This window comes from Pseudomonas sp. GL_117 (assembly GCF_057835125.1).
Genome location: NZ_CM174418.1, coordinates 4,891,039 through 4,916,826, shown reverse-complemented (window position 1 = coordinate 4,916,826; position 25,788 = coordinate 4,891,039). Strand labels below are relative to the sequence as shown.

General features: G+C 54.1%; 26 protein-coding genes. 2 read left to right on the top strand and 24 right to left on the bottom strand.

Features of this window, described 5'->3' with window-relative positions; genetic code table 11:
* Position 1: 1 nt before the first annotated feature.
* The 14 genes from AC3ISR_RS22380 to AC3ISR_RS22315 form a co-directional block, all read right to left on the bottom strand.
* Positions 2–1,312 carry an integrating conjugative element protein gene (locus AC3ISR_RS22380; protein WP_489324855.1) on the bottom strand — a complete coding sequence of 437 codons (1,311 nt, stop codon included), beginning with the start codon at positions 1,310–1,312 and terminating at the stop codon, positions 2–4.
* A 68-nt stretch (positions 1,313–1,380) separates the two neighbouring features.
* Positions 1,381–2,319: a TIGR03756 family integrating conjugative element protein gene (locus AC3ISR_RS22375; protein ID WP_489324482.1), complete on the bottom strand. Its 939-nt coding sequence runs from the start codon at positions 2,317–2,319 to the stop codon at positions 1,381–1,383.
* Positions 2,316–2,750, bottom strand: coding sequence for a TIGR03757 family integrating conjugative element protein (locus AC3ISR_RS22370; RefSeq protein ID WP_463985022.1), 435 nt, complete (start codon positions 2,748–2,750; stop codon positions 2,316–2,318). The genes AC3ISR_RS22375 and AC3ISR_RS22370 overlap by 4 nt, the downstream gene beginning before the upstream one ends.
* 313 nt (positions 2,751–3,063) lie before the next feature.
* Complete coding sequence (locus AC3ISR_RS22365) at positions 3,064–3,612, bottom strand: hypothetical protein (RefSeq protein ID WP_463985021.1); 549 nt, start codon at positions 3,610–3,612, stop codon at positions 3,064–3,066.
* A gap of 329 nt (positions 3,613–3,941) precedes the next feature.
* A complete protein-coding gene (locus AC3ISR_RS22360; protein WP_181639781.1) occupies positions 3,942–4,193 on the bottom strand; it encodes a hypothetical protein in 252 nt (83 codons plus the stop codon).
* A 493-nt stretch (positions 4,194–4,686) separates the two neighbouring features.
* Complete coding sequence (locus AC3ISR_RS22355) at positions 4,687–7,560, bottom strand: conjugative transfer ATPase (RefSeq protein ID WP_489324481.1); 2,874 nt, start codon at positions 7,558–7,560, stop codon at positions 4,687–4,689.
* Positions 7,560–7,979, bottom strand: coding sequence for a TIGR03751 family conjugal transfer lipoprotein (locus AC3ISR_RS22350; protein ID WP_489324480.1), 420 nt, complete (start codon positions 7,977–7,979; stop codon positions 7,560–7,562). The genes AC3ISR_RS22355 and AC3ISR_RS22350 overlap by 1 nt, the downstream gene beginning before the upstream one ends.
* The gene (locus tag AC3ISR_RS22345) at positions 7,957–9,423 is read right to left on the bottom strand and encodes a TIGR03752 family integrating conjugative element protein (RefSeq protein WP_489324479.1); all 1,467 of its coding nucleotides are present in this window, start codon (positions 9,421–9,423) and stop codon (positions 7,957–7,959) included. The genes AC3ISR_RS22350 and AC3ISR_RS22345 overlap by 23 nt, the downstream gene beginning before the upstream one ends.
* Positions 9,413–10,300: a TIGR03749 family integrating conjugative element protein gene (locus AC3ISR_RS22340; RefSeq protein WP_489324478.1), complete on the bottom strand. Its 888-nt coding sequence runs from the start codon at positions 10,298–10,300 to the stop codon at positions 9,413–9,415. Before AC3ISR_RS22340 ends, AC3ISR_RS22345 begins: the two co-directional genes overlap by 11 nt.
* Positions 10,297–10,953: a PFL_4703 family integrating conjugative element protein gene (locus AC3ISR_RS22335; protein ID WP_489324477.1), complete on the bottom strand. Its 657-nt coding sequence runs from the start codon at positions 10,951–10,953 to the stop codon at positions 10,297–10,299. The genes AC3ISR_RS22340 and AC3ISR_RS22335 overlap by 4 nt, the downstream gene beginning before the upstream one ends.
* A complete protein-coding gene (locus tag AC3ISR_RS22330; protein WP_489324476.1) occupies positions 10,950–11,330 on the bottom strand; it encodes a TIGR03750 family conjugal transfer protein in 381 nt (126 codons plus the stop codon). Before AC3ISR_RS22330 ends, AC3ISR_RS22335 begins: the two co-directional genes overlap by 4 nt.
* Positions 11,331–11,342: 12 nt before the next feature.
* On the bottom strand, positions 11,343–11,681 hold the full coding sequence (locus tag AC3ISR_RS22325) for a TIGR03745 family integrating conjugative element membrane protein (protein ID WP_489324475.1): 339 nt from the start codon (positions 11,679–11,681) through the stop codon (positions 11,343–11,345).
* An 18-nt stretch (positions 11,682–11,699) separates the two neighbouring features.
* Positions 11,700–11,939 (bottom strand): TIGR03758 family integrating conjugative element protein, encoded by a 240-nt coding sequence (locus AC3ISR_RS22320; protein WP_489324474.1) that lies wholly within the window; start codon positions 11,937–11,939, stop codon positions 11,700–11,702.
* Positions 11,936–12,205 carry an integrative conjugative element protein, RAQPRD family gene (locus AC3ISR_RS22315; protein ID WP_489324473.1) on the bottom strand — a complete coding sequence of 90 codons (270 nt, stop codon included), beginning with the start codon at positions 12,203–12,205 and terminating at the stop codon, positions 11,936–11,938. Before AC3ISR_RS22315 ends, AC3ISR_RS22320 begins: the two co-directional genes overlap by 4 nt.
* Positions 12,206–12,568: 363 nt before the next feature.
* Between AC3ISR_RS22315 and AC3ISR_RS22310 the strand changes: the two genes are divergently transcribed.
* The gene (locus AC3ISR_RS22310; protein WP_489324472.1) at positions 12,569–12,757 is read left to right on the top strand and encodes a hypothetical protein; all 189 of its coding nucleotides are present in this window, start codon (positions 12,569–12,571) and stop codon (positions 12,755–12,757) included.
* Positions 12,758–16,228 carry a tetratricopeptide repeat protein gene (locus AC3ISR_RS22305; protein WP_489324471.1) on the top strand — a complete coding sequence of 1,157 codons (3,471 nt, stop codon included), beginning with the start codon at positions 12,758–12,760 and terminating at the stop codon, positions 16,226–16,228.
* A gap of 304 nt (positions 16,229–16,532) precedes the next feature.
* Here AC3ISR_RS22305 and AC3ISR_RS22300 read toward each other — a convergent pair whose 3' ends face one another.
* The 10 genes from AC3ISR_RS22300 to AC3ISR_RS22255 all read right to left on the bottom strand — a co-directional run bounded on the left by AC3ISR_RS22300 (position 16,533) and on the right by AC3ISR_RS22255 (position 25,679).
* Complete coding sequence (locus AC3ISR_RS22300) at positions 16,533–17,288, bottom strand: TIGR03747 family integrating conjugative element membrane protein (RefSeq protein ID WP_489324470.1); 756 nt, start codon at positions 17,286–17,288, stop codon at positions 16,533–16,535.
* 18 nt (positions 17,289–17,306) lie between these two features.
* Positions 17,307–19,469: a type IV conjugative transfer system coupling protein TraD gene (gene traD, locus AC3ISR_RS22295; RefSeq protein ID WP_489324469.1), complete on the bottom strand. Its 2,163-nt coding sequence runs from the start codon at positions 19,467–19,469 to the stop codon at positions 17,307–17,309.
* Between the two features lie 8 nt (positions 19,470–19,477).
* Complete coding sequence (locus tag AC3ISR_RS22290) at positions 19,478–19,981, bottom strand: integrating conjugative element protein (RefSeq protein WP_489324468.1); 504 nt, start codon at positions 19,979–19,981, stop codon at positions 19,478–19,480.
* Positions 19,978–20,535, bottom strand: coding sequence for a lysozyme family protein (locus AC3ISR_RS22285; RefSeq protein ID WP_489324467.1), 558 nt, complete (start codon positions 20,533–20,535; stop codon positions 19,978–19,980). The genes AC3ISR_RS22290 and AC3ISR_RS22285 overlap by 4 nt, the downstream gene beginning before the upstream one ends.
* Positions 20,520–21,269 (bottom strand): TIGR03759 family integrating conjugative element protein, encoded by a 750-nt coding sequence (locus AC3ISR_RS22280; protein WP_489324466.1) that lies wholly within the window; start codon positions 21,267–21,269, stop codon positions 20,520–20,522. Before AC3ISR_RS22280 ends, AC3ISR_RS22285 begins: the two co-directional genes overlap by 16 nt.
* A 6-nt stretch (positions 21,270–21,275) precedes the next feature.
* A complete protein-coding gene (locus AC3ISR_RS22275; protein WP_489324465.1) occupies positions 21,276–21,974 on the bottom strand; it encodes a methyl-accepting chemotaxis protein in 699 nt (232 codons plus the stop codon).
* Positions 21,975–22,040: 66 nt separating this feature from the next.
* Positions 22,041–22,328: a short-chain dehydrogenase gene (locus AC3ISR_RS22270; protein ID WP_489324464.1), complete on the bottom strand. Its 288-nt coding sequence runs from the start codon at positions 22,326–22,328 to the stop codon at positions 22,041–22,043.
* A gap of 353 nt (positions 22,329–22,681) precedes the next feature.
* Positions 22,682–23,635, bottom strand: a complete 954-nt coding sequence (locus tag AC3ISR_RS22265; RefSeq protein WP_489324463.1) for a hypothetical protein — start codon at positions 23,633–23,635, stop codon at positions 22,682–22,684.
* A 348-nt stretch (positions 23,636–23,983) separates the two neighbouring features.
* Positions 23,984–25,261 carry a translesion error-prone DNA polymerase V subunit UmuC gene (gene umuC / locus AC3ISR_RS22260; RefSeq protein WP_489324462.1) on the bottom strand — a complete coding sequence of 426 codons (1,278 nt, stop codon included), beginning with the start codon at positions 25,259–25,261 and terminating at the stop codon, positions 23,984–23,986.
* Positions 25,254–25,679, bottom strand: a complete 426-nt coding sequence (locus AC3ISR_RS22255) for a LexA family protein (RefSeq protein ID WP_489324461.1) — start codon at positions 25,677–25,679, stop codon at positions 25,254–25,256. Before AC3ISR_RS22255 ends, umuC begins: the two co-directional genes overlap by 8 nt.
* Positions 25,680–25,788 lie beyond the last annotated feature (109 nt).

Genomic DNA, 25,788 nt, shown 5'->3' with positions numbered 1-25,788 from the left:
CTCATTGTCGACTCGTGGGCGCTGACTGGAGCTGGTTCAGGCGGTCGGTTTCTGCATCCCCCTGGAACACCCCTCGAGAGTTTTCCGCACGGGCTTTACTGCGCTCGATGATGGTCATCGGTGAGTTGTTCGCGAGCTGTTGGCGCATGTCCAATTCCATCTTGAGGTTGCCGATTTCCTGCTGCAGGGAAGACGTCTGCAGGTTCACTGCCTGGATGGCCAGATCGTTCGCGGCGACGTTCGGCTCCCGGCTGCCGGCAAGCAATGTGCGCTGCAGGATCAGGGCTTTTTCAAGCACATCGGAGAGCGCAACTTCGGAGGCCAAACGACGGGCGAGCACATCCTGGTCGCGCTCGTCTTTCAGGGCTGCGATAACTCCTCGGGTGATCGGCAGCGAGTTGCTGCTGGCGGCAGTGAGGTTTTCGAGCGACAAAGGTTTGCTGCCCGATAGCAACTCCTGTAGTGCCTTGAGCTTGGTGTCGTAGGTTTCCTGGATCAGCGGCGTCAGCCCCACGCCTGCGGATGTAACAGTCGCCGGGCAGCTGTCACAGGTCTGTTGTTGCTGTTCGCCGAGGACACGATTGGCGAAGCTGCTGGCTTCTTGCGGGGAGGACCAGACATTGCACACCAGGCCATTGCGGCATTCATCCTTGCTGATGGAGGACGTATCCTCGGCACTGCGCTTGTTAAGCAGGTTGTAACCGGCTTTGGTCACATCGCCCACGATACGAATCGGCTTCTGGCTTGAACCGCCCGCTCGATCTCCGCCGACCCAGGTCACGCCATCGTTGCCTGCCTTCTTCTCAACTTGCTCAACGGCAGACACCGCGTCGGTGTTGGAGCTCAGGGTTTGGCTCATCGCCTGACCCTCTGCGAGCTTGCCCCATCCCATCTGATTGCCGGCGATGTCTGCCATCCTGTCGCCGATAGCGCGGCAGGTGCTCTTGGAACGATCAAAATCCAGTCGCGCTTGCAGGATGCCGTTGGTGATCAAGTTGTAGAGGGCGGGGTTGGCACGTTGAAGAATCAATGCCGGCAGAGAGGCAACGGCACCAGTGGCGTTCTGTACCACGGTGCTCATGATGTTCTGGAAGCCTGAGGTCGCCCCGTTCAACTGGTTTTCCAGGGTGCTGCTCAGGCTCATGTTTCCGCAGATCAGATTGGTATTCCAGCCGGCACCCACGGAAATGCTGTCCATGTTTCCGGCACTGCCCATGCTCACTGCGTTACCGCCGCCGATGCTGTAGAGCACGTCGTCGCCGATGACGCTTCCGGAGGTTGAGGCGTTGATAGGGTCAGCAGAGAAGGCCATTGCACTGACCAGGCCGCAGACCAGTCCGACAGCCCATGGGGTGAATGTCATGTTGTGCTCCGATTTCATTAGAGACCCGTGCTACCCAGAAAGGTCTGGCCGCGCCGCTGACAGCAGGAATACGGCCGCCACAGTGCCCAGGCGTAACCACCGCTCACTGAGTCGATGCTCGGCATGATGTTGGGAAAGGTTGCGCAGGTCGGGTTGAGGGTTGGGGTCAACTCTTGCCATTTGCCAGTCAACGCCATGCCTTCCCGCAGCTCGCCTGCCGGCCAGTAACCTGGCATGGGGAGGGCGCGCATCGGCTGATAGACGTGGACCTGGCCGAGGCGGGTAGTGATGTCACCAGCGCGCTGCGCGATGACTGCGCCTGTCTTGTAGTCGTCGACCTGATTGAGGAAGCCGCTGCGTGGGTAGAGATTTCCCCAACTGCTCGCCGTGAATAGGCTGCCGACCTCGCGCATTCCGGGAATGAGTGCTTCGGGGTATACGGATTCGGGCATTCCGTATCGCCAGGCAATGGGGTCCAGCGTGCTGAGGAAGTAGGGCACAAACGGCAAGGTTGCCCCTTTGCATGCGTAGCCCGAGGCACTGGCGAACTGACTGAACGTCGCGCCTCCGGGGTGGCCGATGACGTCGGCCTCCTTGAACTTGATAGTGGTGTTTTCAGCGACGTGGTTGGTGGTGCCATCCTCGCCTGCTTGCGCCATGGGGGTTGGTGAACCGAGGGGGGACATCTCTACCCATGGGTTCATTCCAGTGCTGGAGTAGGCAGATACGACAGCGTCTGGCACGTAGTGGCGTACCTTGGCGGAGGTTCTGACTTTGCAGCCGAAGTTTGTGCATAGCAGCCAGTAGCAGATTCCGACTACCTGGTACTCCAGGCAGGAGGGGGAGAGGGAGGAGGTGATGATTGCTGCGGAGTTGATTGCGGCTGATGTGCTGACAGATAGGCTGAAGGTTATTGCCAGCGATAGGGGGCGAAGCAGGTGGGTTAGGCGCTTCATTGCAATGAGCCTCTAGCCTGCTTGATTCGCTCAACGGCCTTGGCCACGTCCGCTTCACCATAAATGACATAGCGGCGGTCTACGACGACGGCTGGAATTTTTTCAATGCCGAGACTCCACGCGTCGGTAAGGCCTTTCTGGGCGCTAGCTAGATCATTTTGCAAGCGTTTTCCAGCAGGGCTAGAGAGGTATCGTTGGATTGTTGCCGCTGCGTGGTTCGGGTCTACAGGTAGCTCATCAGATAGCCGATTTTCAAGGTGCACTTGCTTGTCTAATAGAATTACCCGGACATCAGCCGAAACACTTATGGGCAGGTTACGATCACTGATTACCCATGTCTCAGCTTGGATGATCCCTGAAGCAGGCATCAGGCACATCACAACAAGTCGGTGTACAACGCACTTCCGTAAAGAGGGGATGATTTTGGGCATCGCGCCGCGCCTAAAGTTGAGTTAGGCGCAGGAAACCTTATGGTGCGCAGCCGTGCAGTAGGAAATAGGATCCAGGGTGCGAATGTATTTTCATCTTGATGATCGTCGGTGAGACCAAAGCAACCTGGATGATCAAAAATGATGAATGGTCCTTTCCCTATTCAACAAATGGTTGAATAATGGGGGCACTGAAAAGGTAGCGCCGACCGGTGTAAGCGTCCATCCACCTCGCAAGAGGTCCGCACCATAGAGTGGGATAACCAAGAGATTCCGGATTAAAGTCAAAGCCCCGCATTGCGGGGTTTTGTCTTTTTCAGAGAGGTGTTTTGATTGCTTTGCCCAGATATCGATTCAGCAGGATGAATTTGAAGCTGATCGGTTTCTTGTACTGCAGTGGGTCATACCGTTCGTGTGCACTGTTGACGAATAGATTGAGGTGAGCGCCTTCCGCTTTCTTGGCTTTTGTAACGGTGAAGAACACTGCGTAATCGAAGGTGCGTCCTTGATGCACGACTTCTACGGTTACGAACTCTTCGTGGCCCGTATGCATGCAACGTCTTTCGCCGAGCGTCGCGATGATGTCAGGCAGCCGTTTCGATAGCTCCCAGCGTAAACAGCAAAATACTCTTTTTTCGCGCGAGTCTTCATACCAGCCATCAGCGCTGACAGTTTCACCCGGCAATGGAGCACGAGCGAAGCAATGCAACCCGTACGTGATGTTCACTCGTAGGTGCAGCTCGGGTTTTCCTTCCTTGCCTGGGATTGTGATTTCCCAGAGATGTGGACTCAGGTGGCTCAGGTCATAGACCGTCTCGCCTATGGTCGCTGCCTTCCAAGAAATTCCTATCGTTGGCTTTCCCATCTACTGCTTTTCTTCCACGTATTGACGTTGCCATTCAGTCATGTGCGCAGTGACTCGGGTGAAGGTCCGTCGAAGATTACGGGTTTAAGGCTGGTAATTTTCCCCACTTTTGCTTCCTCATTCAGCTTTCCGAAATACAAATGGAGGGTGCGAGTGCGCACCTTTTGATCGCAGAATAAAGATGCCTGAAAGCCCGAGTGAATTTCAACGCAACCCAATGCAGTTGCTCAATAGCTACAGACCAGCCGCTGGAGGTTTGGCAATTGGTAAGCTGTAGATACGGAAACGCCCCGCACAGGGCGGGGCGTTTTGAAACCGAGCAAACTTGTTTAGCGCGCTTTGTTGGACTGTGCAAGAACAGACCCAGCCAAGCTCACCTCCGTATCACTATACTTCAAGCTATTACTCACAATTTTGCTGGCGATCTCTTCCATTTCAGCACCTGTTTGTTTGGTGCTGGAGGATTGGGACAGCGCCGAGCCGGCCAATTGCTTTCCGAGTGCCGAAGCATGAGGGTCACGAAGTACTTTCGAGGCCAAGGTGGCGATGTCTTCGCCGGTTTGTTTAGTGTTGATGCTCATGGTCATACCTTTCAATCAGAGAATGTGATCCTGACCGAGGGCTACCATTCGGCACCTCCAGGTCTTCTTCATTTGACGTGGAGGCACTCGATTGGATGTAATACATGCACTCAAGTCAGGCGTACTTAACCGAATGGCTTCGAGAGCGGGTGGTTACGGAACGTTTGCTGACCTTACGTAATCACTCGCTGATTCCGCCCTCCCTGTCTGGGAATACGGTGCCGGAAACCTATATCTAGGGGTTTGTGTTGTCGGCAGACACAAGATGAGCGATTTTGAGAAACTAATCAAGCCGTCCAAATACACTCGTCTTGTGGATAAGTTGTGCATATCCTGTTGGGCCTATTGTCTAAGCCGTATGCTGTCAGGCTTGTAGAGCGGCTTGAAAATCTTACTTTTTTCAAACTTTGCTGCTCAGAGGTAGTTGAACTCTCTTTTTAGGTCGCCCGATTCAAATCGGTGAACCTGTTCTGGGACGTATTCAAAGGCGTTCTTAGTCGGCATGGGCTTCGATACCTCGATATAGGTCTAGTAATTTTGCAACTTCAATAGCCGCTTCCAGTTCGTTGAAACCCGTTGATTGCATGATGTCAAACCTCTGCTTCTTCTCCTCCGGCTCCGTCATAGCCAACGCCAAATGCAGACTCGGCGGCACCGCTCGAAACAGCAACTCCATGCTCTTCGAAAGCACCACCCCCTCCGTAAACTTCCCGCTCTCCTTCCGAGCCGACAGCATCATCGATCTCTGAGCCGCACTAAGCTCACGAAACCGCGCGATCTTCTCCACCTCATCCGGCGGCATGTTCAAGCAGATCCACCACTCAATCATATTCAGCAAGGCAGACGCCTCGGGCGGCACGTCGTCCACGTTCTGCGTGGCCATCCAATACCAGGCCCCAAGCTTGCGCCACATCTTCGTGATCTTAACGGAGTAGGAACACAGCAGCGGAACCTTCAGTTGGATATGCCCTTCGTCAGTGAAGAACACCAACGGTCGGCCCTTGAACTGGTCACGCTCTGCAATGTTATTCACGGTGTTCAGCAGTGAGATATACGAGATGGCCATCTGTGCGCTGTAGCCTTCGCGCGCGTACGTAGCCAGGTCGACGATGGTGATGTCCGCCTCCGGCCACGGTGTGCCAGGCCGGTTGAACATGTCTGCCTCGTTGCCCATACAGAACATGGACATGGCCTCGGCCATCTCCAAAAAACGTGCGCTGCGAGCTGCCGGGATGCCTGGTTCCAACCCGGTATCGCGGAGGGCTTCACGAATGTCTTGTGGCAGGACAATTCGCTGTTCGGCCACACACCTCTGCGCCGCATTGAGAATGCACTGGCGAATGGCACTACGATCCGCGCGGGTCAGTCGCGCATCTTCCCGGTCTTCGCCGCCGGTGATCATCAGCCTGGCAGCAATTTCCATCTCGCCCAGAATGTCCCGCTGATCGTCCTCTGTCTGGCTGACCAGGTGCTCGTCCGAGGCTTCAATGTCGTCAGCCGTTAGAACCTTGACGTTCCGACTTGGCACGACCAGCTTCACCGCGTCGGCGAACGGCGCCAGGCTGACACCAGACCCAGGCGAGAGCCGAACACGATTTACCGTTAAACCCAGTTTCTTCGCAAAATCACCGAACAACCCAAAGCTGTTACCCGCTTCAACAATAAACAGGCGAGGGCGGTATATCGCGACCAACTGATTAAGCATGCCGGTCGCGCTGGCCGACTTACCGGCACCGGTCGGACCGAACATGAACAGGTGTGCATTCATCTGGCGGTCGAGTTTGTTGAGTGGGTCGAATGTAATTGGAGCCCCGCCACGGTTGAACAGGGTAATTCCCGGGTGCCCGGTCCCGGTGGATCTGCCCCAGACGGGCGCCAGGTTCGCAATGTGCTGGGCGAACATCAGTTGCACATACCATTCCAGGGCTTTGCGCTCGTTCGGGTCGAAGTTGCCGGGTAGCCATCTGACATAGGAGTTCAGTGGGGCGACCTCGTCCTGCGGTTCGACGGGTTCCATGCCGGCACCCAGCAACGCGGTGCTGAGTTGCAGGCTGCGTTCCTGCAATTGCACCTGGTCCTTACCGCGAAGGAAAAACGCCACGCTGCCTTTGTACAGTTTGTGATGGCGACCCAGCATTTTCCGCGCTGTACCTACATCTTCGCGGGTCAACACCGATGCCTGCGTGTCGCCGATGGCCTTACGTGAAAGCTGCTCCAGATGCCCCTCAAGGATGTCCTGCGGCGTAATCACGAGCGTGATACAGAGGATGGTGTCCTCCGGCATTTTGTCGAATAGCGCGTTGAGTGCATCGCCACCCTTTCGGGTTTCACCTGTCAGGTGGCCTGTCTTGGGGGCGCCACGCAGTCGATCAAGCATCACCACGCGGTGGGGGAGGCCGTCGAAGTACCACAGTCCATTTTCCATGTCTGACAGTGGTTCGCGGTAGCAAAGGTTTTGTGAGAAGTCGGTACCGCTGGCGAGCGGCAATTCGTCTGGTCCCGCATCCGGTACAGGCTTGCACACCAGTTCGTAGAAACGGCGTATGTCAGCCTCTGCGGGACCTAGGTGATCCGGCCGGGGATTGAACCAGTGAATCAACCAGTGTCGGATGGCATGGCCATCCATGCGATGAGTTTTGATGCCGGCGTTTTCCAGGCCTCCCACCAACCGGTCACAGATGACTTTCAGGTAGGGGCCAGGGGCCTGGCCGCGCACGTCGGCTTCCACGCCACGGGTCCGTCGATAGACCACGAGCCGAACACGACGCTGCTGACCTCTCCAGGGCAGTTGGCTGACTTTGGTGTCTTCGAACAGGCCTCCCGGTTTAGAGATGGCTTCCAGATGCTGCTTCATCAGCGCCAGGTAATGCTCGGTAAACGTGGTTCCCCGTGCCCGCGGCTGAATGTAGTCGTGCAGTCGTTGCAGGTAATTGTCCCAATTGGTTTCGTCCTGGGCGTACAACTGAATTACCCACGGCGATGTTTCCAGCTCGTCGAAGGAATCCTGCAGGGCGTTTTCCAGGGCATCGCGCGCTTTGCGCAGCCACTCGGGGTCTCGGCCTTCGGTGCCGATCGGCGTCAGCTCAAAAAAGGCTGCGCGGGATACGCCATCCTCCAGCAACATGGCTTGCTCGTCAGGCAGGTAATCGACCCAGGGCAGCAGGTCTACGAAGGATGGATTGACGTTGTAGAGGCGACGAACATCAGCTGTGGTTGCAGGTTTATTCTTCGGATTTCGCCAGTCTTCTGGAGAGGGGATGCCCAGCGCGGCCAACCTGTTCAAGTAGCGTTCTGTTGCTGTATCGGTGTTATCCCGAGCTTTAAGATCAGGTGTCTTCCGCTTCTTGAAACGCTCAAAGAGGTCCATCAGTAATCCTCCGTCCGTTCACCCGGCATGGCGTACTGCACACGCTGATACAGCGGGAATACCGTGCTGTATCCCGGAATGGGCGCCGGGTCTGAGCCGGTCAGATGGGGGAACACGTACATCACCAGGTCCGGGTTCGGCAGGCGTTTGAACTGGCTGTAGATTTCGTTTTGAGCCGTGCGGGTGTACGCAACATTTTCGGCCCGCCCATCCTCCAACGACCTTCGCAAACCGAGGCGCGCATCGAGCAACTGACGGCTGCTGGCGCTGTTGCTTGAGCCAATCGAACCTTGCTCCCACACATCCATCATCGTGTTGTCGCCATGGGGGAGCAGTTCTTCTTTGCTCGTCGCGCAACCCGTAGAGAGCAGTGCAACGGCCAGGCATGCACCGTAATTAATCAAGCGTAGTCGAGACATGACGGGCTCCTGAGCGATAGTCGACCTTGCGGCCCTTGAGTTCGTAATCAATGGCCAACTGCTGGTCTAGGTGCACGGCGACTTTCGCGCCTGGCTGCACGTACACGGCCGCAAAGGCCTGCCCGTAGAGTTTGTTGACCCAACTGGAGATGTCATTGACGCCCTGGCCAATGATCTTGCCCATGGCCTCACTGCCGGACAGTCCAACAGTACCCACCGTTCCGGTCTGGGTGTTCACGAAGGAACTGACGTTGCCGTCCGGCTTGATCAGCGACGCGGCACCGGCGCCGGCAGCGGTGATCAGCACCTGGGAGCCGATGTACTGCGAGGCGTTGCTTTTGCGTTCGCCACTGATGCAGGGAATGCCGTAAGCGTCGCTGATCCAGCCCAGGCCGCCCTGGGTTGAAGCCTGGCTACTGCTGCCCGTTGCTTCCTCCGGCGGCGCTGGGAGCGTGCGGATGGTGCCGTCGTTGAAGACGAACGTCAGGCTTTTGATCTGCCCGCGCACGCAGGACAGCGTCCAGTCGCCTGCTGCCGTTCCGCTGGCGACGGCGCCTGCGACGTCGGGTAAGTCGATACCGTTGGCGGTGAGGTTGTCCGGGCCGATCAGGACCTTGAACGGGTAGGGGTCGTTGACGGTGCCGTCGATAGGCACTCGGCCGATCAGTGCGGACATCGCTACCGACCCCATCAGCGTCGAGTTCTGGGGCAGGGTGTAAACCTTGCGGACCTGTTTGCGCGCCTCCTGCGGGGAGACTTCACTCGCGACTGCCTGGGCGCTGGCATTCAGCGTGTTCTGGCCATGGCCCAAGGCTTCACCAAACGATGTGGGAAAGCTGAAACCGTTGGCTGCTTGAGCTGAGCCCGCGGCTATCGGTTTGCCATTGACGTCTACCGGCCTGGCGTCCTGCGCTTCGATCCAAATGATGTCGGTGCTAGGGGCTTTTTTGAAACCCTCGCCATCACCCGGCTGCAAGCCAAACCCGATGGGCAAGTCAGCCGCTGTCGAGTTCATCGCCTCGGTTTTGTTGCTCAAGGTGTTGAGCTGTTGTTGCAGGCTGTCCAGGAGTGATTGGCTTTGCTGCTGCGATTGTTCTTTCAGCGTGTCCTGGGCGCTTTTCAGTTTGCTGTCGACGTTTTGATCGATGTTCTGGAGGCGTTGAGTTAAATCCAGATTCTGCTGCTTCAGGTCGTCATTGCTTTTCAATGCGTTGGAGATCTGGGCTTTGAGCTGCCGGCTCTCCGAAACGATGGTCCGCAGGGTGTCGGCCGGAGTGTCTCCGTCTACACCCAGTCTTATCGCCTCGTCAGCGCTTAGCATTAGGGTCTCAGCTTCTTGAGCGTCCGGCTGTGCACTGCCGCCACTGAACAACTTGGCCACGATGAAAATTGCCAGGATCGCGAACGGAATAACCAGGAATTTGAGCAGTGGATTATTCTTCACGGCGTCCTCCTTTCGGATCGATCTGCCCGACAGCCAGCGGCAGGATTGATTCGGCCAGGCCATGGCCACGGGTCACCAGATACACCGTCGTTGTATCGCTCGCATCGCCGTGGGCACCGAGGTATGGGTGCTGGAATGTTGCAGTGATGAAATCTCCCATGAGGTCCCTTGGATCAAGAGCCAGGTATTGGGCGCTGGTGTTGCGCAGCTTCACTGCCGTCACCCAGTACTCATCCAATCTCCACGCACCTAGGGCCGAGGCCTCCACTGGTAAGGTCGGGAGCACGGTGCTGAGGTTCATTCCTCGATTGAGCTTGACCTGGGCGATGCCCTCCAAGGGTTCAACCGTGCGTAGAGGCGCATACAGCATCTGGGCGGCATATCGCGTCATCACCACGGGCAGAGGTGTTTCGCGCTGAGCCGTCGCTGAGACCTCCTCGGCAGAGGTGGCCGTCGGCGGGGCAGGGCGGTTGCCAGAAGGCTTGGCGCTGGCTTGCCCATATCGTGTGGCTGGGCTTTCGCCGGCAACGATCTTCACCGGTTCAGGGGCTTGCTGGTTTGCAGTTGCGGCTGTCGCGATGATGTCCACCAGCATGATCTCGCCGCTGACCATGTTTTGCAGTTGCAGGCGAGTGGGTTCTATCGGCTCATGAGCCAGCAGGTACAACGCACCGCCAGTGCTTTGCACGCGCAGCTTGTCGACTAGGTTGCGCGGTACACCGACTCGAACATTTTGATCAACAAAGACAATGCGCTCTTGCCCGACGATCAATGGCAGTGCCAGCGGGATACGCTCCCAACGCATGATTTCCACGGCATTGGCGAGGGCGCACTGGCCGAGTGTGAGTAACCCAGCAACGAGCAGGCGGCGCATCATGGCTTGCCTCCAGATTTAGGCAGTTCAGCAGAGACCTCGATCCGCTGGGGATTACCGCTGTAGCAGTCCCAGGCGAGGCCGAAGGGGTTGGTTTCGGGATCTATGTCGGAGCGAATGATGTGCAGGGGATAGCGGGCAAAGGCACGTTTCACGATTTCTCCGCCGTAGTGCTCGTCCGCGATGATGTCCAGGTTCACGGTCCAGTCGTTGATGCTGAGCGTCTCGATGCGTTGCACCGACGTATCGTTCAGCCCGCGCCCAGGAATCTCAGAGACACCGCGCTCACGCCTGCGCAGCTCGCCGCTGTTACGGCGAAGCTCGAAGTCTTTCTGCAGGTACGCCTTGCAGCTCGGTGTGAGGTAGCTGCCCAGACGGGTGATGTTGTCCTCGTAATCGACTTCACCGTCATTCGGCCAGCGGTTGATCTGCTGGAAAATGTAGAAGCCGAAGGCATACACAGACTCTGTTGGAACGTCCCACCAATGGCGGGTGCTGCCGGATCGAAGGTCTGGCGGCACATGAATGGTGAGATCGCGTGGAGCGCTTTGCCAGCCGTAAGCCATGTAGAGCCCCAGAATGACCATCAGCCCAATGATCAGGCGCAGGCTGCTGATGTGGGCGTGTTGAGCATCTACTTTTTTGCGGTAAGTCATGAGCCCTCCGTGCGACGGCAGGTCCAGGCACCGCTGCGAGTGATCAGGCGTGCGTTGTTCCAAGTGGGGAAGTGCTGGGCGAGCGTCAGTTGCATCTGGCGGTACAGCCAGGTGTCTGGCCGTCCGCGTTTCCAGCGCCTTAGAAGGCGGCTGGCCACGGTCAAACCAAGTACACCTCCCGCCAATGCACCGACGATGATCAGCGCCCAAACCTGGGTCAGAATCGCGAAAGCAATTCCTAGCACCATCCCAACGGCACCACTGATCAGCACCGTGCCCCACATCTCGTCGACGGTAAGGCCACCGATTACCGCGGGCTGGTCGTTCAAACGGGTAGGCAAGAAACTCAACGTGCCGTCTTCAAGAACATCTGGCATGGACGACCCTCGTTACAAAATGCCGGTGGCTTTCGTGACCAGGAAGATCCCAACACCGAGAACTCCCACCCCCACGGTGGCGGTGGCACCGAGGTCGCGCCATTTCTTCTTGCCGTCCTGGATCTCGTGGTACACGCCGAAGGCATGCCAGGCCACACCGAGGAACATCACGCCCAAGATGACTAGGCCGATCAGCATGAAGGCGTCGAAGCCGTAGTTCTGCATGGTTTGGATCAGGTTGGTGCCCTCGCCACGTGAGGGGGGCTGTGCAGCCGGCAGAGCGGCGGATGCGAACGAGGGCAGCAACGTTGCGCCAGTCACGGTGTAGAGGGTTTTGGTAAGGGACGACATGTTGAGACTCCGACTGGGTCAACTGAGGATGAAAAAGGTGAGGATCACGCTGAGAAGAAGGATCCGGACAACCGAGGGTGCCGCGATGGTTTGTTCCAGGTTGCCGGTGGCCCAGCCTCGGTAGCAGCTCCAGGTTGCCCAGGCTGCCCAGAGGAAGGTGATGGCTATGGCGAAGCCTACGAAAAGCAGGTAGCTGGCGCTGGGAGGGAAGCCGCCTGATGTTTGGAAGGCGGAGGCTTGGGCGCCGGACATGCTCATGGTTTGCGGCCTTCCGTTGTGTAGCTGCCGGAAAGCTCGACGGGGTCGCGGGGTTGGGCTCGGGAGGGGGAGAGGTGGTCTTTCAGTCCCTGACGGATTCGTGCAATGTCGTCGCTGAGGCGCTGGTAGTCGAAGAGGTAGCGCTGGCCGGGTTCGTCAGTGATATTGGCGCTGCGATGAGCTGTGTCTTCCAGTGCGTTTAGCTGGCGAAGCAATAGAGCTATGTTTTCATGTTTTAACATAGATACGGCCATGGCATTAGGCACAGCTAGGCAGCCTAAAGAAAGCCAAATGAGGCACTTGACGGCCCTTCGACACTTGATTGCAGCTTGGCATAGATCCCGAGGCACGGTTGGACTCTGGTGAATACTGATGTCGCCAGCTTGCAGTTTTCAGCGAAGGCCATGCCTCAAGAAAATAATTTTCAGAGCAAGTAGAATTTCTTTGCACTCCATAAGGTGCGTTGGTACACGACACAGTATGAAAGTGAAGGCGTGACATGCTAGTTGGTGGTCTGACCATCAACACTACGTTTGCTAGCGTAGGTTGGCCGGTGCTGAATCGGTAGCGTAGGACAGCTAGCTGCGATAGCATCTAGCCATCGCGGTGCCTGACCATGGAGGATTAATATGAGTTTTTCTATAGTAGATAACCCAAAATTAGCATTTGGCTTAGCAGTTGGACTGCTGCTTGTCATTGCAATAACTATTAAATTTGTATGGAAGCGAAAGACTACTGTCAGGGCCGACAGAGGTGGTGTGGCTATAAATGGATCTAATAAAGGTGCGATTAATACTTCCTACCGCAAAGGAAAATAAATGCGGAGTATCTTCGGTCTTCTTGCGCGATTCAAAAAAGATGAACCTACCGTAATAGCAAATAACGGTGGTGTCGCTTTAGGTGGTGATAATGCTGGGGTCATTATTGTTAATGACAAGAGCGAAATAAAAAACGCTCTAAAAGAGGTTCTGGTAAGTCAGGCAGAAGCTCGAAGTTTGGGAGTTGCCGGTGATCTTCAAAGTGAGATCGGTCGCCAGATCGATCATTACCGGGATAAAATGAATGAGGGGCGTGTTAGAGAAGCGTTGGGGCTTTATACTGAACTGATTACTCATCAGGCTAAAAATCTTAATGCACATTCGATTTTTAGAATTAAAGCAAATATTGCTATATGTAAGCATCTTTTGGGGGAGGCTGTTTATGCCTCTGTTTTGCTTTTTGAGGCGTGCACCTACGCTCCTGAAAACGATAAGGCAATAGCATTCAAGGCGTTTGCATATATAATCGCCGGGAAAGCAAAAGAAGCTATAAGTTATGGGCTCGCAGAGCTAAAAAATCACCCCCATAATGATGAGCTAGCTGGATTCATTATTCAGGCTGCCCGCATTGAAGGTCAATACCATGACGGGTTTAATGACTTGTATGAGACCCTCCCTGACGATGTGAAGCTTTCAAAAAGCGTTCGCTTGGCTCACATCCACTTTTTATCCTCGAAGGATGTAGAAGGGTGGATGACTTTAGCCGAGAAATATCTGGCTGAACATCCTGACGACTTGCTGGCTAAAAGTCTTGTGGCGCAAGGTGTTATTCAGTTATATGTTAATTCTCGGCAAGGTCCTAACGGTTTTAAATTTGCCTCAGAGGATATCGAGAAGTTGAAAGTGGCCGCAAAGTACTTTGAAGAGTATTGGGCGGAATTTCGAAATAGTGATAGATTGGCTAATGGCTGGGACCTGCAGGTTGTTCAGAGTCTTGTTGTATCCTATAAGCTGGTCGGTGATTTTGAATCGCTTCGCACTCTTTGTGCATACGTGATATCGGAGCTGGCGGCTGATCAAAGTTTAGTTGATGCTACTGCAAAAATTCTTTTGGATTTAGATGACCCTGATCTTTGTTTGAAAGCAATTGACAAGCTGGAGAACTTAGATGATGCCGGAAGGTTAAGGTTTTTGCTAATGCTTGCTCAAAAGGATTGGGCGGCTTTGTCAAGGTTTCAAGATTATAGTTTGGCTAAGTTTGATGGCGAGTTTTTAATTCAAGCTAAAGTTGTTGTTTATATTGCGAGGGCGAAAAAAGGAGATTCGCGGGGTAAGGCGAGTTTAGAACGGCTCCTTCAAAGCGAAAAGCTGGATAGTCGTGCTAGATTGCTTTTGTTTGATTTTTCGAACGCGTGTGGGCTGATTTCAATAGCCGAATTGGCTCGCCTTTACGGGAGCGAAATTGTCAGTGAGAATTCAGATGTTATTGAGTTCTTTCATTACATAAAATTGATCCGAACATTGATGCAGTGGAGGGAAATTGTCCTTCGGTTATCCTCGTTTCCTGATGCGTTGGATAATTACGAGCTAAAACACACACTTGCATTAGCCTATTTGAATGAGCATCCGTTGAGGGTTGAGGCGCTTGTTTTTTTTGAAGAGGTAGCGAAGAATCCTGAAGGTTTTTATTTGTTGTTAGGGCTTTTTTACTTTAAAAGAGCACGTTACGACGAAATACCTTCTCTGATTTCTCAGTACTATGATTCTGGCGGTCGTGATCTATATGGTTTAATTGCGTTAATTGATATAGCAAAAATACGTGATGATCAAGAAGCGCTGGGTAGCTTGTTTTCTAAATACGATCAAGAGCGTTATGACGGAACCCCTGAACAATGGATGCACGTTGCTAGGGGGTTGGTGGAGGCTGGAAATTCTAAAAAAGGTCTCGATCTTGGTTATACAATATATTCTCAGAATCCTAACGTAGCTAAAGTTGTATTGGGATATTTTCATCTGTTTCTGAGTGCAAATAAAAATGCTTTGCTAGATAAAGAAATGGCTGTAGGTGCCGGGTGCAGTATAAAACTAGTTTCGTCTGACGATAGAGTTGTAAAGCGTGAAGTGTCTGAATTCATTGAGGATGAAATCATATTGTCACCTGGGGCAGTTGACTCGTATGTTAGGAAAGTGATTGGTAAGTGTGTTGGTTATGAGTATACACAAGAGAGGCTGCAGGGTTCAGTTGTATGGAGGCTTGAGGAAGTAAAACATAAGTATTTGGAAGCGTTCCACAAGATTTGCGCTACTTACGAAAGTCAGTTTCCCGAAGATGGTGGGTTGTGGTCATTTAAAGTGGAGGAAGGTGATATACAGTCGCTGCTTGATTTTATTAAACGTCAAGCAGAAAAGGATGAAGACTTCATTGCTACTGTGACGGATAAGCACATTCCGCTTGGAATTGCTGCTGGTATGTGGAAAAAAAATGTTTTTCAAGTTTCTGATCTGCTGAGGTTTACTAATGGGCGGATAGACACCTGCTTAGGAACGGCTGATGAGAGGAAGAGTGCTTTAGATGTAATTGCTAGGCATAAAAACAAAATTATCGTTTTGGATGCTTATACTGCGTGGGTAGCAGCAGAGCTAGATTTGCTAGTGGTATTTGGTAAGTATTTTGAACGATTAATAGTTTCACAAGAGTCATTAAGTTCAATGCGACAGCTTGTCGGCGGGCGTGGCGAACTTGGCAGACGCCAATTCAATGTTGGCTGGAGTAAAGGTCGTTTTGTAAGTGCGGAATTCACTGAGGCAGATATAAAGGCTCAGTCTGAAGGTTTTTTAGAGAATATTTCAAAAATCGAGGGCTGTTGTAGTGTTGTTCACTATAATTTCTCAAGTGGACTTGATGAGCTTACTGAAACTTTGCTCGATATTAGCCCTGAGGCTGTAGCGCCCTATTTTTTAGCAAAGGAGCACAGTGCGCTTTTTGTTTCGGATGATGGTTATTCTAGAGAGTTTGCAAAGCATAGCTATGGGGTTGCTGATAGCACATGGTTGCAGGCAATTGTTAATGAGCTGATGCGCGAACAGGTCATTTCACCATTTCACTATGTAAATGCAATAGTTGGATTGTGCAGATTTAAACATGCTTCGGTATCGATAAGCTCGTATGTCATTGAGTCGGTATTTGAAAGGGATCATACGAAAGGGTTGGATGAGTTTAAGTTGATAAGTGGTTATGTAGGCGGGCCTCATGCGGAGGTTAATAGTCATTTTGGATTAGTTATGCGGTTTATCGTGCGTCATTGGGTATTTGAGTATAATCCTTCGTATGACCCGTTTCTTGAGAAAATGCTAGCGCTAAGCCATGGAGATGCTTTTCCGTCAGCGAAAGTTAAGATGGCTACTAGTATAATGCTTGAACGAGTGCTGCAAATGCCTGATGGCGTACGGCTATTGAATGATATGACCGAGTATCCGATATTGCGGCTGCGAGAGTTTATTTTTGAATGGTGGGAAGGGCATTTTTATTGAGTTTTCGATTTGGCCGTACACGTATAAAGTCTTGTGTTTTTGCTAGTAATATAGAAGAGTCATACACACTTCTAATGTTGGTGGCGATAAAGCTATAGTGTTTTACATTGTGATTTTTCAGAAAGTGGCCACCTCATTTTCTCTATGAGAGATCGCTATCGCTCAGGGTATTAGCTTCGTCGGATACCCATCATACACTGGGAATTTTGCGCTATGAATCGACCAGTAAGTGAGAATGAAAAAGCGTAAAGTCGCCTGTGAACAGGGAAGTAGAGTGTTCTAATAGCTACTGCAATGGCCGCAGTTAAAGGTATTTTTTAAAAGTTGAAACGGTGAGGTGCACGGAGGCGCCTATTGTCATCGCACAAGGCAGCAGAATCAAAAGTGGACTAATGCTGATCGGCAAGGCCAGATACACCGTCCAAGGCACCATAATTAACGGAATAATTGTCCCCCGGGCTTTGTGATATAGGTAGCTCGATTCTCTGCCAGATCTGAACTTCCGCAAGTCACGCTGTACCAGACCATCGACCAAACCAGTGAACGCCGCGAGCACAAACAGTGGAATGGTCAGCGTCAGAATGACTATCCGAACACAAAACGTCAGTACAGTGTACAGTGCAGCCAAGCCGTAGTCTTGAAAGCTGATCAATCCACGACCGATTTCATAGCGTAAATCTAAGTTGCCGTCCTGTTGCTGCGAGGTCGAGCGAGCGTACTGAGTCAGGCCATTCACGGTATCTTGCAATCCTGTTTTCTCCACTACCCAATAGTAAACAGTCTCAGCGAGCCACGTTGCTGTCCGCCCAGGCTCTTTGATCACCACACTCCGCAGCAAGTCCTGGGACAACCACTCCAACTCATACTCAAACATCTGCTGCGCATGCCTCCACCCCATGTCTGGCCAGAAGAAATACATGCAGAACCATTCAACGATGATCGCCCCCAGCAGCGACCCAAACATCACACCAAAAAATTGAAAAGGAGCCGCAAACACCGCGCCCAAAAAGGTTTTCTGTCCTTCTTGTTGCTGCTCAGCCTGCTCAGCGATATCGGCCATGTCCTTGTCCTTTCATACCTATACGGTTTTCCCGTCGTTGGCCATCTGACGGAAGTCATCCACTAGGTCATCCGGGAGCGATTCGCTCAGCTCCTGGTACCCCAGCGCCTGCCACCAATCAGCACTAGTATCTGACCCTTTGCGCATTCCATCAGCGATTGCCTGCAGGTCTTTGGGCATAACCTCATCCGGATCATTCGCCGGCAACGGCATACGAATCTTCCACAGATTTCCCCCTTCAATCAGAGCAAAGCACTGCCCCTTCGGCAGCCCAACCACATGCGCGGGCTCAATCATCGGCACGCTGACGCTTTGAATCTGGTCCTGTGTGTTGGAGGTGAACGCCGCCTTGCCGTTGATTGAATCATTGGCGCTACTGGCCGGTGTGCTGGTAAACACCTGTACCTTCGGCAGCTGATTGGTCAACAACTCAGCAGTGGCGGTCTCACGCACCCGCAGCATGAACAGGTTGTTGAAGTTACCAATGACCTGGCCAGCCTTCGCGCGGCTTCCGATCTTTGCCTCGATGTCACTCATCGTCTGGGTGTAAGCAGTAACCTGCATGCCGGCGCCGCCGCCCTTGTTGATCATCGGGATGAACTCTTCCCCCATCAGCTCATTGAACTCGTCGGCGTGTACATTGATCGCCACCTTGCCGCCGACGGCACCCGGCAAGCCATCATCAATGCCGAACTTGTAGATGTGTCCCGCTACCGATACCAGGTCACTGAACATAGAGTTACCCACAGCCGCAGCAACTTCCGTATCGGAAAGCGCATCGAGGCCGACATACACCACAGCGCGTTTGCGGATGACCTGCATCCAGTCAAAAATTGGTCTTGGGTCCTCAAGGTCCATGTAGTCCGGCGATAGAAGTTCCGCGATCCGGCCGGTGGTCAGTTTTTCCAGCAGCGGCAGGAGGCTGGCGACGATCTTGTCGAAGTAGGTCTTGTCGTACCGAACCGCCGACCGTAGGCCATCCATCACTGGATCAGAGATACGTTTTTGCGTGAGGTACATGTCGAGCGCAACCACGCGCAGCGGGCGGTCTTTCATGGCGAAGCTGAGGTTTTTGCGATCGATCTTGCCTTCGATTTCAACAATGGTCTGCCAGGCTTTGGAGTCGTGCTCGGCGAAGTAGCTTTTGGCGTACTCCTCGAACAGCGCATCAATATTGATCACATGCCTGAGGATCTGCTCGTAATCCGGTCGACGGCCGAGGGCGACCAGGGCGCGGGCGATAATGTTGACGAAACGCCAGGCGAACTCACGGAACGCGGCGGAGTTGCCTTCCCCCGAGAGTTGGCCAGCAATCCGTGTCGCCACCTCCGAGATTCGGCCGAAGCGTCCCACGGCGTTGTAGCGTGCAGAGTGGTCGGGCCAGCCCAGGTGGAAAACATAGAACTCGTCCAGGCGTCCGGCGCGTTTGCACTCGATGTACATGCGTTTCAGTAAGTCGGCATCACCTTTGGGGTCGAAGACAATCACCACCTCGCGGTCCAGGCCCGCGTCTGAATTTGCGCGTTTGTGTGTACGCCGAATGTCCTGGGTAATAAACAGCTCGGCCAGCCGCGTTTTGCCCACACGTGTAGTACCCAGTACCAGGGAATGGCCAACCCGCTCACCCAACGGCAAGCTGACGTCGCTTTCGTGTGGTTCGATCCCGTGAAGACGCGGCAGGCCGCCGACTGGAGGAAGTGGGCGGGCGGGGTTGAGCGCTACATCCCACGACGTCGCTTTTGTCAGTAGCTTGATGGGGAAGGGGGCGTACTCCAGCCGTTCTTCAATTCGCCGCGCGAGCTTATACACGGAGGTCGGTTCGACGTACTCGGCGTATTTGGGCAGGTAGGTGTCCTGCAGGCGCTGCGTGTGTTTCTGCGTCCAGCGGAAACCCTTGCCGATGAATAGTCGCTCGTTGCTGACCGGAATATCCTTGCTGGTCATGGTGTAGCGGGGCAGGCGCCGGATATTGCGGCGGTAGCGCAGGACCACTAGCGCCTGCCTCAGCCGAATAAAACCGAGGCATAGAAAACCTGTTGCGGCGACCACCCCGAACAGCGGCGTCAGTGCAAATGCCCAAGGCGCAAAAACACACAGCAGGGCAGCTGTGGCGCATACCACCACGGTGTACAGCTCAACGGCCGGTCGCAGCAGCGCCTCTATGGTGTATTTGGTCGCCACGCAGGCCTCTACTGCTGGATCGCGGTGGCGGTGATCAGCAACGGGTAGTGCCTGATCCCAAGGCGGTGCGCCAGGTCATCTGAGGGCGCGGGCACCACCTGGAGTCCCTCAGCCCAGCGTTGCACTTCAGCAAAGCGCTCGGCGTTGGCCACGTTGACCACTAGGCCAAGGGCTTGCAGTTGCTGCAGCTGTTCTCGACGTCGTGATAGCCAGGTTCTGGACGCGTCGTCATCACCAATGATGAACAGCGGCTGTAGGCCCGGGGCGTTGATCACCCGACCTTGTACTTCGCCCGGTTTCAGATATTCGGAGGTCACTGGAAACGCACCCTGGCCAAGTACGCCAATGTCAGCCAGCGATGGCGATTGCTCGGTAGGCTCCGGCATCAAGCTCTCGTAGTAGGGGAGGGCGGACACCCCGCCACGGTCTTCAACCACAATCAGTCTGCTGGCATTCGCTACGAGAGGCGCGGATAAACACAGCAATAACACGGCATTAAAAAGTGGGTTCATGGGTTATTCACCATTGGGGATGCGCCGATGACACGGCTGAGATGTTTGGTAAATGCTCGGCGATAACGGGCTGCGGGCTCGCCTCCGGCCGGACGGTGATAGCGGCCGGCGGCAGTGATCCAGTCGCCACCTTTGGATTTGTGCTCCGCCAGGATCTGCGCCGTGACTGACAGATTTTTGTGCGGATCCAACCCTTCACACGGCGAGTTGTAGCGATGGCCGTTGGCGCCAAGGTTGGTCTGCCCCAGGCCCACGTCGACGCGATGGGATCCCGCAGTCCGCAGCGCTTGCAGCAATGCACCGCATGCATCGCTACGGCTGGCGAAGCGATAACCGTTGCCGGCGATATTCAATGTCCAGGGCCAAGGCACCAATTGCCCACGAAGCCATGTACCGCTTTCCTGTAGGGCGATGGAATACAACACCTCAGAAGGCACACCGGCAGGCAGAGCGATCAACTGATAGGCCGGTTGCGGAGCCTCCCCCGCACTTGCAAAGGCTGTGCTGAGCAAAAGGCTCGCTGACAATAGTGTGCGGCTTACTGACGTTGCCACTGTCCGTTCACCTCTCGCATCACGGCCGGTAGCTCGCCACCCAGGCCTGTGCTTTTCCAGCGACCTTCGTCGTGATTCAGCGTGATCTGTTTGTCACGCACACGTTCTGGCTCAATACCGGCTGCTAGCGCCCAACGGCGGATCTTTCGATCTTCGCCTTGGCTACCGACGAAATAGAGGTCGAAGGGCAGCTTCTGGGCCTGGAGTTCTTTGGTTCGCGCGATGCACGGCGTGCAGTTGTCTTGCACGAAGATCGTCAGTCGACTTGCAGCCTTCAGTTGGGGCGGTGGACGTGAGGCGAGGGACAGTGGGTTGGGCGTGATTTGAATGATCTTTTCGCTGGGGTAGAGGTTGGCGAATGCTTGGTCGTAGGCGCGCTGGTAGGCCAGCTCCTTATCAACACGTTCGCGCTCGGCCTTTACCTGCAATTCTGCATAGCGCCTGCGCTCGTCGGCGGTTCTGGCTTCGATGCCCAGGGCGGTCAATGGATCCAGGCCAGGTGAATAGATACCTCGGGGGCCATTCATCAACGTTTGGTAGCGCGTCCATTCCTGGGAGGTTAGGCCCCATTCGCGGGCCAACTCAGTCTGAGTGATGTGGGTATCACTGAGCTTTGTGTTGGTAGCTGATTCTGGCTCGGCAGCCGCAAAGGCGTTCCATGTCGCTATGAGCGTTGCTGTGCCCAAGATGAGCGCCAGGCTGGTTTTTTTCAGTGACGAGAGAGAGACGAACATAAAGGCTTATCGCTCTACAGTGACGACTTGAGGTGTACCGGCCACGTCGAAGCGAGCAGAGTTATTCTCCAACGCCTTGAGTCGCCAGGAGGTGCCCGCCACGGTGTCGCCCGGTTGGATGAGGTAGAGCTGGCTCAATCGAGTGCTATCAAGTGGGCCGACAGAGAGAAAGCGTTCACCGCCTCGGTACTCGATACCCACGACGGTGAATGGCGGATCTTGGTGTTTGGCTGGGGTAGAGCTGGCCTTGTTGGTGGCGCCCTTGAGCGTTGATCTGGGTTGAGGCGTAGAGAGTTGCTTGGTTTGGGATCGGTTCAGTTCGTGAACGCGTGCGCTGAGCGCCTCCACTTCGGCTTTCAGGGGCAAGAATTCTGAAGAGGGCGTGGCCGTGCTGGAGATGTCTTGCGCCACTTCCGAGGCTTGCTCTGCAGCTCTCTGCGCTGCATCAATGCGGGTTGACAAGGCTTGCTGGCCAGCACGAAAGTCTTCCTCAGAGACCAGCTTCTTGTCGTCGATCCGGTCAAGTCGATCATCTAGCTCCCGAACTTTTACCAGCAGTTCGTTGATCGACTCGTTGTTCGCTGATGTCGCCAGACGCTCGCTGAGCAGGACGATTTGCTGATGCTCATACAGCAGCAGTCCGGCCAAAATGGCGGAGCAGAGGCTGAGAGCCACAGTGGTACGTGTTGGGCGTGATGATTTCATTGGCGTCCTCGCGCGGAAACGAGGACACCCTCTCAAACGGGGTTATGGCGCGCAGCAGGAAATAGGTTATTCACGCGCAGCGGAATTCGGCTGTTCCAGATCCAGGCGTTGAGCGATCACATTCAGTAAGTCGCACCCATCGCGCAGCGGAATGCACACCAGCTGCGCGAAGTCGCTGAGGACCACGGAGTCGGTATTGATTTCGCTGCGCATCGCAAGGTTTTCGAGAACCTGCGTGACCGCACGGATGCGATAGTTGGCAGCGTCGAGCAGGGTGTTCAAGGGGGCTGAGGTCTTGACGAATAAGGCGGGAGATCCGTCAGTTTCGCTGGTGAGTGCGATGTAGTCGTTCATGAGTAAAGCTCCACAAGAGAGAGATTTACCAGCCTGCCGTCGCCAAACGACTGGGTGGCAACTGTACGCAGGTTGGCGAACCGGTGTGGAAGCCGGCAGACCCGAAGGTCTCCCACGCACAGCTGCCATAACGACATCTACGCGCATGCGAAAACGCCTGCAATCAAGCAAACGCTTCTGCATTCCACAACGGGTCGCCAAACCCGGTCGCCGTATGGGCGACGGGCGGACTATAAGGTGTGTTAGAAAGGCGGTGCAAGAGTTTAAAGAGGCGAGTGATGCTTCCTACTAAGCTCATCGCAGTGCTGTCAGCACACGACGATGTTCAGGCTCAGTCGGTTGTGGAATAGAGTCTATTTCTCTCCTCGTCCGCTCAAACCAGGTACTGCATTGCGTAGTGATTCAAAGAGAGTGGTGGCTGAATACCATTTCCGGCTAACTTTAGCTTCGTTCGGGTTTTCTACGTATCCTTCCTCCCACTTTTTGTGGGCTGGATCATCTGGGAGTAGCCCTTCGGCAATTGCCGCGCTGATGTCGACCTTGCATACGCTTGCTTTGGTACCAGAAATTTTTTTATATTTTGAAGCTACGTGGAGCGCGTGCTCGCTTAGATATTCACATAGTTTTAAAGAGTAAAAAATTGCGTCATTGCTGTACAAAAAAATTCCATTTACGGATGAACCATACTCTTTGTTTGTATTTCCGTTAACGGAAAGGCCAAAGTACATGGCTTCCACAGAATAGCCGCTTGGAATATCGCCAGCTTTAAAGCTTTCAATCAGTTCATTTCGTCGCGTGATTGCATTGTTTAGTAATTCAATTGACTCACTCAAAGCAGTTACTGCTCTGAGTGCCTTATCCGAGCTTTGATCCATTACGACATTTTGTAATGCTTCGATGGGGATATTCATTGTTTGGAGTTGGTGAAGCATAAGAATTGCATGAAATGGTTCTGAGGGTGAAGAACGCTTCTTTCGATGCTCATCAAGGCGATTTAACTCACTGTCATATTGCTCTTTTAGATCCTTGACATACTGTTTCTTTATTGCCATGGCCACGTTACTAGCTGACAGTGCAAGCATGATTCCGCGATTTGAAACTTGAATTTCTTTTTTTAAAAAGTCAATGTTCTTGGTTTTTTCGTTGTTACGTTGAGCTGCCCAAGCTCCCGCGTAAGCGCCGGCCAAGGTAGCTGCCAATGTCATTAAGAATGAGAACCAACCAAAATTCTGCAAAAACTCCAAGCTTGGTAATAATGGGGCCGAACGCCAAAACGCTCCACCCGTAGACACCCAGACATCTTCCATTGTCGCCCCTCATATTGAACACCACGACTATCCGTAGCACATAGCCATCGATGATAGCGGAGCGCCTTCCGGTACGGCAATCTGCGAATGGGATGGATGAAGATAGATGAATGATTCGCAGATGATTGCTCTAGGTACGGGGGCTGAGCTTTGTAAGGCGGCCGTTAAGAGAAAACTTTTTTCTCCCGTTCACTGCTCGTAGAAATGTTAGTACTATAATAATTATATCGGCGCCGATGTAACAGTGCTGCCCGGGGGGATCAGTACAGTATCAGGAGCCCTACTTTTAAGTTTGGTGAAGCTCTAGAAATCGACGGGCGACTTATAAGCTTTGTAGGCACATCGCGCCTAATTACATCTCACCGCCCACAGTTGATCCAATCGTGTGGTGTAGCTTTGACTCATGAGCTCACGCCGCATCGCCCAGTCAGGATTATCCGGCACGCTCGCCGACCGCAGTGTGCCCTTTCCCCATCGTTCATTGATCTGATCAAGAACAGTCATCACCTTGGTCGCCTCGACTGGCTGCGAGACCGCGAACAGATCATCCGTATATTCGCCCGGCTGACATAAATTGAGCAGCATGACTTCGGCTTTGCTGTAGTTGAACCCCGCGCGAAAGACCTGCCCGACGGCTTCAACAGCGGCCCGCGTGAGCAGGCGCACGTCGTCCGTTGGATATGGCAGATCCACCACCACCCCATTGGCGTACTTCGCCTCTTCGGGGTTGAACATCCCCGTACGAATAGACACGCGGACCTTTTTGCACAGGGATTTCTGTGCCCTCAGCTTTTCGGAAGCACGCATCATGTAGGTGGCCACAGCCTCCTTGATCGGCGCCAGTTCGGTCAGGCGCTTGCCGAACATCCGGCTGCAGCAGATTTCTTGTTTTGGCGGGTCAGGTTCATCTAGCTCCAGGCATGGAGTGCCGGACAACTCCCGCGCGGTTTTTTCAATCACTACGCTGAACTTGCTGCGCAGCATCGAAGGATCCGCCTTGGCCAGGTCCATCGCGGATTTGATACCCATCCCATCCAGGTGCAGCTTCATCCGTCGACCAACACCCCAGACCTCGGCCACATCGGTGTTTCGCAGTACCCAGTCGCGTTTGGCAGGGGAGCAGATGTCGACCACTCCACCAGTTTGCCCCTGAAGGCGCTTCGCAGTGTGGTTGGCCAGCTTTGCCAGTGTTTTGGTGTGAGCTATGCCTACGCCAACTGGGATTCCCGTGCAGCGCAGCACCTGATTCCGAATCCGACGGCCCAGAGCATCAAGGTCTGCCATTCCCGTGAGATCGGCAAACGCCTCGTCGATGCTATACACCTCGACTGCGGGCACCATGGCCTCAATCAGCGTCATGACGCGCTCGCTCATGTCGCCGTACAGCGCGTAGTTCGACGAAAACGCAATGATGCTGTGCTGCTTGAGCTTGTGCTTGATCTGGAAATACGGCTCGCCCATTTTGATGAAGGGCTTGGCGTCGTAACTGCGGGCGATGACGCAGCCGTCGTTGTTGCTCAGCACCACGATCGGCACCTTCGCCAAGTCCGGCCGGAACACGCGTTCGCAGCTAGCGTAAAAGCTGTTGCAGTCGATCAGCGCGAAAACAGGGGCCTGCTTAGACATGGCTGCGCACTGTGCTGGTGATGACGCCCCAGATCGACAATTCATCGCCTTCAAGGATGTACCGTGCAGGGTATTTCGGGTTTTCTGACAGCAGAATGACTTCGCTGCCGCGCTTGCACAGGCGCTTGCAAATGGGCTCATTGTTCAGCGCAGCGACGACCAGATGCCCGTGAACCGGTTCGATAGAGCGGTCAACGATCCCAATGTCACCTTCAAAGATGCCGACGCCTTGCATGCTGTCGCCAGTGATGGTGATCAGGTAGACGTGGGGGGCGCGGATGTTCAGAACCTCGTCCAGTGAGATATGCCGCTCAATGTGGTCGGCTGCGGGCGAGGGGAAGCCAGCAGGGACCTGGAAGGAGCAGAAAGGCAATATCACGCCGCCTTCGGCGATGGGACCTAGAATGGAAAAGCTCATGATGCGATCTTCTACAGGTGCTGTACGAATATACAGTTAACTTTGTAGGAGGCTTGCGGTCAATTTTTCTGTAGGGGATTTCGACGGAAGGGGGAACCAGCTACGCGCT